General features: G+C 72.3%; 11 protein-coding genes. 7 read left to right on the plus strand and 4 right to left on the minus strand.

The window, feature by feature from the left end; genetic code table 11:
- Positions 1-25 precede the first annotated feature (25 nt).
- Together EXE41_RS02445 and EXE41_RS02450 are read left to right on the plus strand one after the other, a co-directional pair.
- Positions 26-1,351: a 5'-deoxyadenosine deaminase gene (locus tag EXE41_RS02445; protein ID WP_137690200.1), complete on the plus strand. Its 1,326-nt coding sequence runs from the start codon at positions 26-28 to the stop codon at positions 1,349-1,351.
- Positions 1,352-1,479: 128 nt separating this feature from the next.
- Positions 1,480-2,538 (plus strand): DUF4382 domain-containing protein, encoded by a 1,059-nt coding sequence (locus EXE41_RS02450; RefSeq protein WP_137690201.1) that lies wholly within the window; start codon positions 1,480-1,482, stop codon positions 2,536-2,538.
- On the opposite strand, the gene EXE41_RS02455 is transcribed toward EXE41_RS02450, so the two are convergent.
- The 4 genes from EXE41_RS02455 to hemC form a co-directional block, all read right to left on the minus strand.
- The gene (locus EXE41_RS02455) at positions 2,539-2,940 is read right to left on the minus strand and encodes a hypothetical protein (RefSeq protein WP_086215634.1); all 402 of its coding nucleotides are present in this window, start codon (positions 2,938-2,940) and stop codon (positions 2,539-2,541) included.
- A 227-nt stretch (positions 2,941-3,167) separates the two neighbouring features.
- Entirely contained in the window at positions 3,168-3,944 is a 777-nt protein-coding gene (locus tag EXE41_RS02460) for a uroporphyrinogen-III synthase (protein WP_137690202.1), read from the minus strand.
- Positions 3,941-4,828 carry a uroporphyrinogen-III C-methyltransferase gene (gene cobA / locus EXE41_RS02465; protein ID WP_086219828.1) on the minus strand — a complete coding sequence of 296 codons (888 nt, stop codon included), beginning with the start codon at positions 4,826-4,828 and terminating at the stop codon, positions 3,941-3,943. The genes EXE41_RS02460 and cobA overlap by 4 nt, the downstream gene beginning before the upstream one ends.
- Positions 4,821-5,975 carry a hydroxymethylbilane synthase gene (gene hemC / locus EXE41_RS02470; protein WP_137690203.1) on the minus strand — a complete coding sequence of 385 codons (1,155 nt, stop codon included), beginning with the start codon at positions 5,973-5,975 and terminating at the stop codon, positions 4,821-4,823. The genes cobA and hemC overlap by 8 nt, the downstream gene beginning before the upstream one ends.
- Positions 5,976-6,138: 163 nt before the next feature.
- Between hemC and EXE41_RS02475 the strand changes: the two genes are divergently transcribed.
- The 5 genes from EXE41_RS02475 to EXE41_RS02495 all read left to right on the plus strand — a co-directional run bounded on the left by EXE41_RS02475 (position 6,139) and on the right by EXE41_RS02495 (position 11,118).
- Complete coding sequence (locus EXE41_RS02475) at positions 6,139-7,170, plus strand: beta-ribofuranosylaminobenzene 5'-phosphate synthase family protein (protein ID WP_137690204.1); 1,032 nt, start codon at positions 6,139-6,141, stop codon at positions 7,168-7,170.
- Positions 7,171-7,224: 54 nt separating this feature from the next.
- Positions 7,225-8,061 carry an HTR-like protein gene (locus tag EXE41_RS02480; RefSeq protein ID WP_086215630.1) on the plus strand — a complete coding sequence of 279 codons (837 nt, stop codon included), beginning with the start codon at positions 7,225-7,227 and terminating at the stop codon, positions 8,059-8,061.
- Positions 8,062-8,194: 133 nt separating this feature from the next.
- Positions 8,195-9,208 (plus strand): hypothetical protein, encoded by a 1,014-nt coding sequence (locus EXE41_RS02485; RefSeq protein WP_137690205.1) that lies wholly within the window; start codon positions 8,195-8,197, stop codon positions 9,206-9,208.
- Positions 9,205-9,933 carry a hypothetical protein gene (locus EXE41_RS02490; protein ID WP_137690206.1) on the plus strand — a complete coding sequence of 243 codons (729 nt, stop codon included), beginning with the start codon at positions 9,205-9,207 and terminating at the stop codon, positions 9,931-9,933. The genes EXE41_RS02485 and EXE41_RS02490 overlap by 4 nt, the downstream gene beginning before the upstream one ends.
- A gap of 87 nt (positions 9,934-10,020) precedes the next feature.
- A complete protein-coding gene (locus EXE41_RS02495) occupies positions 10,021-11,118 on the plus strand; it encodes a putative sulfate/molybdate transporter (protein WP_394348103.1) in 1,098 nt (365 codons plus the stop codon).
- Positions 11,119-11,423: the final 305 nt, after the last annotated feature.

Raw genomic sequence — 11,423 nt, forward strand, 5'->3', positions numbered from 1 at the left:
GGTCGACCGTCAGGAACGGACGGACATGCTGATCGCCGGAACCGTCGTGGCCGACTCCGAGACCGTCATCCCCGAGGGCGCCGTCGTCGTCGAGGGGAACACGATCGCCGCGGTCGGCGACGAGAGCATCCTGCGGGACCGATATCCCGACCACGAGCGGCGCGCGTTCGACGTCGTCGCGCCCGGCCTCGTCGGCGGCCACGTCCACTCCGTCCAGTCGCTGGGGCGGGGGATCGCGGACGACGACGCCCTCCTCGACTGGCTGTTCGACGCGGTGTTGCCGATGGAGGCCGCGATGGACGCCGAGGCCACCCGCGCGGCCGCCGAACTCGGCTACTTGGAGTGTCTCGAGTCGGGCACGACGACCGTCGTCGACCACCTCTCGGTGAACCACGCGAACGAGGCGTTCGAAGCCGCGATCGAGACCGGGATCCGCGCGCGGCTCGGGAAGGTCCTGATGGACCGCGACTCGCCGGACGGCCTCTTGGAGGAGACCGACGCCGCGCTCGCGGAGAGCGAGGCGCTCATCCGGGAGTACCACGGGGCCGCAGGCGGGCGCGTCCGGTACGCGGTCACCCCGCGGTTCGCCGTCACCTGTACGGAGGCCTGCCTGCGCGGCTGCCGCGAGTTGGCCGACCGGTACGACGGCGTGACGATCCACACCCACGCCAGCGAGAACGAGGACGAGATCGAGACGGTCGAGGCCGACACCGGAAAGCGGAACATCCTCTGGCTCGACGAGGTCGGGCTGACTGGGCCGGACGTGACGCTCGCCCACTGCGTCCACACCGACGAGCGCGAGCGCGAGGTGCTCGCCGAGACCGACACGGTCGTCACCCACTGCCCCTCCTCGAACATGAAGCTCGCCTCGGGGATCGCCCCGGTTCAGGACTACCTCGACCGCGGGATGACGGTCGCGCTCGGCAACGACGGCCCGCCGTGTAACAACACGCTCGACCCCTTCACCGAGATGCGACAGGCGAGCCTCCTCGGCAAGGTCAACGCCCGCGACCCCACGAGGCTCCCCGCGTCGACCGTGCTGGAGATGGCGACCGAACACGGCGCCCGCGCCGCCGGCTTCGACCGCCTCGGCGCGCTGCGCGAGGGGCACCACGCCGACGTAATCGGGATCACGACCGACCTGACGCGCGCGACGCCGGTCCACGACCCCCTCTCGCACCTCGTGTACGCGGCCCACGGCGACGACGTGACCTTCACCATGGTCGACGGCGAGGTCCGGTACGCGAACGGCGAGCACGTCGGGGTCGACGCGGCGACGGTCCGCCAGCGCGCGACGCGACACGCGGAGCGTGTGGTCGAGCAGGCCGGCATCGACACGGCCAAACCGTAGGTCCGCCGGCGAGAGCGGGCCGCTCACCGTAAACCACCGCGATACCCGCTAAAATCGGCTTTATCGGCGTAAATCCGACCGGAGTATCTCTCGTTTATACCCGTCCGCGGCCCGTCCGTCGAATCACCATGACGGACCGATCGCGGACGGCAGACGACGACGGATCGCAGCCGACAGACGACGACCGACCGGCCGACGCGGCCACCGGCGGCCTCGGCCGACGCGAGTTCGTCGCCGTCGGCGCCGGCGCGAGCGCGACGCTCCTCGCCGGCTGTACCGGCGGCGAATCGCCCCCGTCGTCTGGCGGCTCGGACGGCTCCGACGGCTCGGACGGCTCGGAACCGCTAACCGGCACTTTCCGGCTCCTCATCAGCGACGCCCCGGCCGACATCGACGACTTCGACCGGCTGGACGTGACCCTCGACCGAGCCCGCGTGTTCGAGGCTGGTGACGGCGAGGACGAGGACGACGAAGACGGAGATGAAAACGAGGACGACGCCGGCGAGAACGTCACCGACACCGACGGTGACGACGGGTCCCCCAACGGAACGGCGGACGACGAGGACGAGGGGGACGACGTGGCAGGAGACGAGAGCGGAGACGACGAGGAAGACACCGAAGGAGACGACGACGAGGAAGACGACGCGGACGAGGGCGAGGACCGCGGCTTCAGGGTCGTCGACCTCGACGGCGCGACGGTCGACCTCACGCAGGTGATCGACGAGGACGCGATCGCCGTCTTCGACGGCGAGCTCCCGGCCGGGGACTACGAGAAGATCGAACTGGCGGTCTCCGCTATCGAGGGGACCGTCGACGGCGGCGAGGTCGACGTGAAGCTCCCGAGCGAGAAGCTCCAGATCACGAACGGGTTCGAGGTCACCGCCGACGAGCCGGTCAGCTTCGTCTTCGATATCAACGTCGTCAAGCGCGGCAAGAACAACGGCTACATCCTCAAACCCGTGATCTCGGGCAGCGGGGTCGCGGGCCGCGACGTCGAGGTCAACGAGATCGACGAAGACGAGGACGGCGACGGCGACATCGAAGAGTCAGAGGCGGACGAAGACGGTGAGGAGGGCGGCGGCGAGGAGAGCGACGACGGGGAGACGACCGACGACTCCGGTGACGGCGACGCCACCGGTGGTAACGAGACGGACGACGCGGAGAACGGGACCGAGACCGGAAGCTAACTACGAGGAGGTCCCGACCGACGATGCGGTCGCGGACGGGCTCCTCGCCCACTGCATCGCGGCGTCGTCGTCGTTGAACGCCTCGGTGTCGACGCCCTCGACGTCGATGGTCCGCTTGAGGTACCGCCGCTTCGAGCGCTGCCCGACGACGGCGAAGCGGTCGACGCCGCGGGCGACCGCTATCTGCGCCGACTCGCGGAGCGCGCGCCGGCCGGCATCCGAACACGGCCTGCTCGTCCGCACGACGATCACGATCGCGTCGACATCGTCGGGGTCGGTCGCGCTCCGCCAGCGGTCGAGCAGCGCCTCGCCGTCTGCGGGGCTCAGCCCAGTCCCGTGTGGGAACTCGACGACGAGGATATCGTCCTCGACCCGCAGCAGCCAGCGCTCGCTCGGTTCCATGGCACCCGATACCACGTTCCCGATAATAAATCCGCGCTCCCGAATATCACGAGTGGTATTTTCGCGGCCGAATCGGGACGCGACCGCGTCGTTACCCGCGAGCGAGCCGAAGCGACGAGAAACCCCGACGCCGCCTCGCGTTTTCGCTCCGGATATTCGGCGGCCGCGACGGCCGCCTCGACGCGGCCGAGCCGCTGTCGTTCCGCTTCAGTCACGCGACCGCGGGGTCAGCGCGGACCGTCGCCGGACGCGGCGGTCGACGCTTTGCCGGCCGCGTCGACGACCGCGGCCGCGAGCGACTCGAACGACGCCGCGTCGGGAACGACGTCGACGTCGACGCCGCGGTCGGCCGCGGTCTCGGCCGTCGGCGGGCCGATGGCGCCGACGACCGCGTCCCCCAGTCCGGCGCGCGCCGCCTCCTCGACCCCGCGGTCGGCGGCCGCCGCGAGGAAGTGGTCGACCGTGAGCGAGGAGGTGAACGCCGCCGCGTCGAGGTCGCCCGCGGCGGCCAGCTCCGCGGAGTCGCCCGCGGCGGCCGGCCGCGCGAGCCGATACAGGACGGTCTCGGTCACCTCGGTGCCGGCCTCGCGGAGCCCGTCGAGGAGGACGTCGCTGCCGTGATCGGAGCGGGCGACCGTCACGCGCTCGCCCGCGACGCGCGGTTCGAGCGCCGCGACGAGGCCCGCGGAGGTGTACTCTTCCGGGACGACGGCGACCGTCCACCCCGCGTCGCGGGCGGCCGCGGCGGTCGTCGGGCCGATGGCCGCGAGGTCGGCGTCCCCCGGCTCCCAGCCCGCCTCGGCGGCAAGTTCGACGCCGGTCTTGCTCGTGAACACGACGAGCGGCGCGTCGGCTGGGACGGCGCCCGTCGGCTCGACTTCGAGCATCGGGTCGGCGACCGGCTCCGCGCCGAGCGACCGGAGCAGCTCGACGGCCGCCTCGATCCGCTCGTCGTCCGGCCGGAAGACGGCCACGCGCGGGCGACCACCCCCGTCTTCGCTCACGTCTCGTCACCTCCGACCGACCCATCGTCGTCTCCCTCCGTCGCCGGCCGGACCGGTGCGGGGCCGGCGTTCTCGAGGAAGGTCACGACGCGGTCGCGGGTCGCGGCAACGTCGCCGATCACGGTGATCGCGGGCGGCTCGATCCCCGCCTCGTCGCGGGCGTCGACGATCGTATCGAGCGTGCCGGTCGCGACGCGCATGTCGGGCCACGTCGCGCGCTCGACGAGCGCGACGGGCGTGTCGCCGTCGAGGCCGGCGTCGCGGAGCTCGGCCGTGTACGCCGGCAGCTTCCCGACGCCCATCAGCACGACGATGGTGCCGGCGGTCGCCGCCAGCGCCTCCCAGTCGACGGCGGACTCGTCTTTCGTCGGGTCCTCGTGGCCCGTGACGAAGGAGACGGAGGAGGCGTGGTCGCGGTGGGTCACGGGGATCCCGGCCACGGAGGGCCCCGCGATGGCCGAGGTGACGCCGGGGACGACCTCGAAGGGAATCCCGACCTCGGCGAGGTGTTCGGCCTCCTCGCCGCCGCGGCCGAAGACGAACGGGTCGCCGCCCTTCAGTCGGACGACGCGGTTCCCCTCGCGGGCCAGCTCGACCATGCGCCGGTTGGTGTACTCCTGCGGCGTCCACTCGCCGCCGGCGCGTTTCCCCACGTCCTCGCGCTTCGCCTCGGGGATCTCGCCGAGGATCTCCGGGCCCGGGAGCTTGTCGTGAAGGACCACGTCGGCCGACTCGATCAGTCGCTTCGCTTTCACCGTGAGCAGGTCCGGGTCGCCCGGGCCGGACCCGACGAGGAAGACGGTGCCGACGCCGTCGTCGCGCCGACGCGTCGGGGGTTCGTCCGCGTTCGCTCCGGAGCCCGCGCCGGCGCCGTCGTCACTCATCGGCGTCGGCCTCCTCGCGGGCCTCGGCTATCAGCTCGTCCGCCCCGCGGTCCGCGAGGTCGGCGGCAAACTCGGCGGCGGCCGTCGCGTGTGACCGGATCGGGAGGTCGCGGGTGTCGGCCACCTCCTCGGTGCCGTCGGTCGACAGCACCCGCGCTCTGACGTGGACGTGCTCGCCCTGAACCATCGCGGAGACGCCGATCGGCGCGACGCAGCCCCCGTTGAGCTCGCCGAGGATCGTCCGCTCGACGGTGACCGCGACGCGGGTCCGCGGGTGGTCGACCGCCTTACGGACCGCCTTGATCACGTCGGGGTCGCTCGCGGTGACGGCGATGGCCCCCTGCCCCGCCGCAGGGACGTACTCCTCGCGCGGGAGCCGTGTCGTCTCCACCTCGTAGAAGAGGTTCGAGCGGCGTAGGCCGGCCTCCGCGAGGACGACGGCGTCGTACTCGGTCTCGACCTTCCGCTCCATCGCGTCGCGTTCGAGGTCGGACAGCGAGTCGAACCACTCCTCGACGGTCTCGTCGAACTCCTCGTCGACCTCGTCGCCGTCGGTATCCTCGTCGTCCGTGTCGTCAGCGTTCTCGTCGCCGCCCTCGTCGGCCTCCGCCGTCAGGGCATTCTCCTCGCCCGACGCGATCAGGCGCCGCTCGTGTTCGGCCTGGAGGCCGGGCGCGAGCAGCTTCTCCAGCCGCGTGTCGACGTTGCCCCGGATCGGCTCGACGGTGAGGTCGGGGTGGGCCGCCCGGATCTGCGCCCCGCGGCGGAGCGAGCCGGTGCCGACGACGGCGCCCGCGGGGAGGTCCTCGATCCCGAGTCCCTCCGGCTGGACGACCACGTCGCCGGAGGGCGCCCGCTCGGGGACGCCGGCGACGACGAGCTCCGCCATCTCCTCGGTGGGGAGGTCCTTCAGCGAGTGGACCGCGAGGTCGGCGTCGCCGGCGAGCACCTCCTCGTCCAGGGCGCGCACGAACGCGCCCGTCTTCCCGAGGCGGTGGATCAGTTCGTCGGGGATCTGGTCGCCGCGCGTCTCCACTTGCCGGAGTTCGACGTCGCGGCGCCGGCTCGACAGCGCTTCGCGGACGGTCTCGGCCTGCCGGAGGGCCAGGTCCGACCCGCGGGTCGCGAGCCTGAGCGTTTCGGTCATACCCGGACCGAGGTCCCCCGCGTTCAAAAGCGCACCAGTTCGGCCGCCTCGGCGACCGAGACGGCTCGGTCCCCGTTCGCGCGGCGCGGCTCAGGCGGACACCGAGGCAACTCCCGCCACCGTCACGGGCCCTTTATTTGTCGCGCCCCAAGCCGAAGGCGAGATGGCACGCGCGAGCGCCGGGGCGCGGCTCCACTTCGGCTTCTGTAACCTCAGCCTCTCGCACGAGCGCCTGTACGGCGCGCTCGGCGTCGGGCTCGACAGCCCCCGCGTCGTCGTCGACGCGGAACCGGCCCCGGCGGTGCGCGTGGCGGTCGAGCAAGCGGCGGGGACGCCGTCGGAGTCGAGCGATTCGTCGCCGAGCGTGCGCGACGACGTCCGCGGCTACGCGACCGCGGCGGTCGATCTGCTCGGGGTCGACGGCGCCCGCGTTACGGTCCGCGAGTCGCTCCCCCGTCACGCCGGACTCGGCAGCGGGACGCAACTGGCGGCGGCGACGCTCGCGGCGGTCGCGGCCGCGTACGACCTGCCCGCCAGAGTGCGCGAGCGCGCCCCGGCGCTCGGCCGCGGCGGGCGCTCCGGCGTCGGCGTCGCGACGTTCGAGGACGGGGGGTTCGTCCTCGACGCCGGCCACCCCACCGCGCGCTTCACCACCGACCGCCCCGCGAACGGCGAGTGGACCGTGCCGCCGGTGGCCGCGCGCCACGCCGTCCCGGACGACTGGCGCTTCCTGCTCGTCGCGCCCGAGGCGGCCGCCGGTCGGAACGGCGCGGCGGAGGACGACGCGATGCGGACCGCGGTCGAGCGCGCGGAGCCGGGGCTCGCCGACCGCATCGCCGGCATCGTCACCCGGCGCGCCCTCCCCGCGGTCGCGTCGGGGAACGCGGAGGCGTTCGGCGCCGCTGTCGCCGAGATCGGCCGGCTCAACGGGGCGTGGTACGCCGACGAGCAGGGCGGGGTGTACCGGCCGCCCGTGGGGGAGGTCGTCGACTCCCTGTCAGGGGCCGCGTCGGTGTTCGGCGCCGGGCAGTCCTCGTGGGGGCCGACCGTCTACGGCGTCACCGACGCGGCCCGCGCGGACGCGGCGCGCGACGCCGGGCGGTGCGCTCTCGACGCGGCCGGCGTCGGCGGCGAGGTGTCGGTCGTCCGGGCGACCGACGAGGGGGCGCGAGTCGACGAGAGCGCGGGCGAGTGAGTGGAACGGGCTGGGAGGGGTAACACTAAGCCCCGCGGCGACGGGGCGTAAGCCATGTCCAGTGTTCCGTTCGGGATCGCGCGCCTCGACTCGATTCTCGGGGGCGGCGCACCCGCCGGGAGCGTCGTGCTGCTCGCGGGCGAGGCGGGCGCCGGCGCCCGGGAGTTCGCGTACACGAGCGCCGCGATGAACGCCTTGGCGCGCACCGACGAGGAGCTGTTCGACCTGTACTACGGCGACATCGACGCCGACGCCGCGCTCCCCGACTCGGTCCACTACATCTCCTTCACCGCCGACACCGACGCGATCACCCGGGAGATGGCGTACACGATGGCCGACGAGATCGTCGACACGGCCGTCGACGAGATCGCCTTCCGCGACCTCTCGCCGGAGTACTTCCAGCTGTCGCCGGTGCCGCGCGACTGGTACGAGACGGAGACGGCGTCGATCACGGAGCTCGGCGACCGCGGCGAGTACGAGGACGTCCTCACCGCGTTCGGCGACTACCTCTCGGAACACGGCCGGGGGAGCCTCGTCTGTATCGACTCCGTCACCGACCTCGTCTCGATGGTCTCCGACGACACCGACTGGAGCGACGTGGCGATGGTGATGAAGGGGCTGAAGAAGGCCGCCTACGAGTGGGACGCCCTGGTCCTCGTGTTGGTGAACACCGACGCGCTCCGCGACCGCGAGTTCGGCACCCTGATGGACGCCGCGGGCGGGACACTCCAGTTCTCGTGGGAGAGCGGCGGCTCGCAGCGCGCCCGAACCATGTTCGTCCGCGAGTTCCGCGGCGTCCTCTCGCGGCTGGAGGCCGAGAACATCGTCCGCTTCGAGACGGAGATCCACGAGGGCGGGTTCGACATCAGCGACGTTCGTAAGATCCGGTAGCGGGCGCAGTTCGACCCGACCCTCCGCCCGTCTCCCGATCGAGTGGCGCCCGCCGAGTATCGATCTGGAGAACGCCGCGACAGGTTACTTAAGCCTCGCCGCTCAATGTCACGTAGATGACGGAGGACCCGCGATGAGCGACCTCGACCCGGCGACGGCCGCCCTCGACGCCGCCGCCGAGGACGCCGGCGTGAGCCGCGAGGAGCTCCTCAAGCGCGCGCTCGTCGCGCTCGCGGAGTCCGAGGGGATCGACGTCCCCGACTCCGACGAGGTGGCGGCGATCGAAGCGCGCCTCGACGACCTCGACGAGGAGCTCGACGAGAAGGTTGCGGACCTCCGGGAGCGGTTCGTCGACCTCTACCGCGAGGTGGAGGCGCTCGACTCGGGCGAAGCCGCCGAGGACGCGCAATCGTCGGCCCCCGGGCTCGCCGACGCGGACGAGGCCGAATCGCGGGTCGACGACCTCGCCGACGAACTGGAGGAGGTCGCCGCCCGGCTCGACCGCCTCGACGCGGCCGCCGCCGACGCGCCGTCCTCGGATCGGGTCGACGACCTCGACGACCGGCTGGACGCCGTCGACGACCGACTGGACGCCGTCGACGCCCGGCTCGATGACCTGAATGCCGTCGGCGACCGCCTCGACGCCTTCGACGAGCGGCTCGGTGGGGCGGAAGACCGCTTCGATGCGGTCGAAGAGCGGGTCGACAGCGTCGACGACCGCCTCGACGGCGTCGAGGCGGACCTCGCGGGGATCTCCGCGGACGACCTGACCGAGATCGACGAGAAGCTCTCGCGGGTCGCGAACGCGGTCGTGAAGCTCAAGCGCCGGCTCGACGCGGCCGAGCGCGACCGCGCCGACCGAGAGCGCGTGGACGCCCTGACGCGGACGGCGAACCGCCACGGCGTGCGGACCGCGGACTGCGGCCACTGCGGCGGCGGCGTGGAACTGGGACTGTTGTCGGCGCCCGAGTGCCCCCACTGCGGCCGCCGGTTCGAGGACTTAGAGCCGAACGCCGGCTTCCTCGGGACCTCGAAGCTCCTCGTCGCGGACAAGCCCGCCATCGACGGCGACGTCGCGGACGGCGACGGGACGGACCGAACGGGAACCGCCGCGAGCGACGGCGGACCCGACGGAGAGTACCGATGAGCGACGACGACCGATCGGACGGCGACCGGTCTGACGGCGCCGACGACCGATCGGACGGCGACGCCGCACCGGAAGGCGACCCCTTCGGCGGCGGACTCTTCGACGACGAGCCGACCGACGAGGTCGACGAAGCGTTCGACGCGCCCGACAGAGACGAGGCCGACGAGGCCTTCGGCGCGCCTGACGGAGACGAGACCGACGATCCCTTCGCGGCGCTCGGCGGCGGGACCGAGAGAAGTGCGGGCCCCGTGACCGGGTCGGACGGCGACGCGACCGGCGGCGCGCCACGCGAGGACCCGGAGCCGCGCGCGCCGGCGGACGACCCGTTCGCCGATCTGGACACCGACGGCACGGCGGCCGACGAGGACCCGTTCGAGTCGATGGGGACCGGCGAAGTCGGCGAGGAGGACGTCTGGCAGGCGCTCGACGAGGAGGCGTCGGTCGGGACCGACGCGACGGCGTTCGACGACCTCGGCGCCGACGGAGAGGTGGGCGGCGCGGCGACGCGCTCGCCGGGCCCGACATCGGACGCCGGGAGGGCCGGCGACGAGCACGTCGTCGACAAGCGGAGCTACTGCCAGCGGTGCCCGCACTTCACGGCGCCGCCCGAGACGGCGTGTGCGCACGAGGGGACCGAGATCGTCGAGTCGGTCGACTTCTCTCAGTTCCGGGTCCGCAACTGCCCGATGATCGACGCGGACGACCCCGCCTTCGACGGCGAGTAACCGGAACCAGTTCCTTCGGGTCGCCTGCGTACTCCCGACCGATTTCTGAACACGTTCAAGCGCGTTCGCCCGGAAGTGGCGCGTCACGTGATAGGATCCCTCTCGAAGTCGGACCACCCCGTCGATTTCGGGTCCGGGGAGGTCACCGGCGCGATAGGGGATTCGATTACGGTGATCCCGCTCGTCGTCGCGCTGGCGCTGCTGACGGACGTCTCGCTGCCGCACGCGCTCGCCGCGTTCGGCGCGTTCCAGATCGTCTGGGGCGTCCGGTACGGGCTACCGATCTCGGTCGAGCCGATGAAGGCGCTGGCCGCGCTCGCGATCGCGGGCGCGCTCACCTACGCCGAACTCGCGCTCGCGGGGGTTATCCTCGGCGCCGTCCTCCTCGCGATCGGCCTCTCGGAGACGCTCGGGTACGTCGAGCGGTGGATCGGCGAGCCGGTCATCCGCGGCGTCCAGTTCGCGGTCGGCCTCGTCCTCTTGGAGACGGGGCTCCGACTCGCGGCCGACGACCCGCTCGTGGCGCTCGTCGGCGTCGCGATCGCCGCCGTGTTCGCGCTCACGGGGCACGGGAAAGCGAGTGCGCTGGCCGTCGCCCTCGTCGGCGTCGCGGCCGCGCTCGTCGTCGCCGGCGTCCCCTCGCCGCGGCTGCCGGGCGCACCGCCGACGCCGGCGTTCGGCGCGGCGCTCACGCGCGCCACCGTTGACGGCGTGGTCGCGCAGCTGGCGATGACGATCGGCAACGCCGCGCTGGCGACCGCGCTCCTCTTCTCCGACCTGCTCGACGCCGACGTCACCCCCGACGAGCTGTCGACGAGCATGGGGGTGACGAACCTGATCGCGGTGCCGCTCGGCGGGGTTCCGATGTGTCACGGCTGCGACGGGGTCGCCGGCAAGCACGCGTTCGGCGCGCGCACCGGCGGCGCGAACCTCGTTCTCGGGGGCGGCTACCTCGTCGCCGCGCTCTTCGCCACGCCCGCGCTGATCGCGGCGTTCCCGCTCGCGATGCTCGGCGCGCTCCTCGCGATCGTCGCCGTCTCCCTCGCGCGCAACGTCACCGACTCGGGGAACCGTGCGCTCTCCGTCGGTATCGGCCTCCTCGCGGTGGCGACGAACCTCGGCGTCGCCTTCCTCGTCGGGATCGCGGTCCACCTCGCCTGGGAGCGAGTCCGAGTGAGCGACTAGGCCGCTGAGCGGACGCGCCAGTTATATATGAAACTGCTGCGGCGCGCGCCTGCGAGCGGCCGCCACCGGCGGCCGCGAGCCAGCGCGTGCGAGAGAGTCGGTCGCCGAGCGAAGCGAGGGCGACCGACGAGGGCGGGGAGGTGTGAGGTGCGGCGCGGTGCTGTGTGGGGTGGGACTCATACGGTCGTGCGAAAGTATTTCCCAATATAGTCGTATTCTATAGTAATGGGTCGGTTGGACGGAATCACTCTGGAAGAACTTCACGAGCTACGTGAGCAAACAGCGGGAGAGATCCCGCGAGAACG

Source organism: Halorubrum sp. SD690R (assembly GCF_005435035.1).
GTDB classification, from domain to species: Archaea; Halobacteriota; Halobacteria; order Halobacteriales; family Haloferacaceae; genus Halorubrum; species Halorubrum ezzemoulense.

Excerpts from the sequence above, each read along its gene's own strand:
- EXE41_RS02455 (WP_086215634.1), bottom strand. The coding sequence starts at position 2,940 with ATGGAACCGAGCGAGCGCTGGCTGCTGCGGGTCGAGGACGATATCCTC.
- EXE41_RS02445 (WP_137690200.1), top strand. The coding sequence starts at position 26 with ATGCTGATCGCCGGAACCGTCGTGGCCGACTCCGAGACCGTCATCCCC.
- EXE41_RS02475 (WP_137690204.1), top strand. The coding sequence starts at position 6,139 with ATGGCACGCGCGAGCGCCGGGGCGCGGCTCCACTTCGGCTTCTGTAAC.
- hemC (WP_137690203.1), bottom strand. The coding sequence starts at position 5,975 with ATGACCGAAACGCTCAGGCTCGCGACCCGCGGGTCGGACCTGGCCCTC.
- EXE41_RS02490 (WP_137690206.1), top strand. The coding sequence starts at position 9,205 with ATGAGCGACGACGACCGATCGGACGGCGACCGGTCTGACGGCGCCGAC.
- EXE41_RS02450 (WP_137690201.1), top strand. The coding sequence starts at position 1,480 with ATGACGGACCGATCGCGGACGGCAGACGACGACGGATCGCAGCCGACA.
- EXE41_RS02485 (WP_137690205.1), top strand. The coding sequence starts at position 8,195 with ATGAGCGACCTCGACCCGGCGACGGCCGCCCTCGACGCCGCCGCCGAG.
- EXE41_RS02480 (WP_086215630.1), top strand. The coding sequence starts at position 7,225 with ATGTCCAGTGTTCCGTTCGGGATCGCGCGCCTCGACTCGATTCTCGGG.
- cobA (WP_086219828.1), bottom strand. The coding sequence starts at position 4,828 with ATGAGTGACGACGGCGCCGGCGCGGGCTCCGGAGCGAACGCGGACGAA.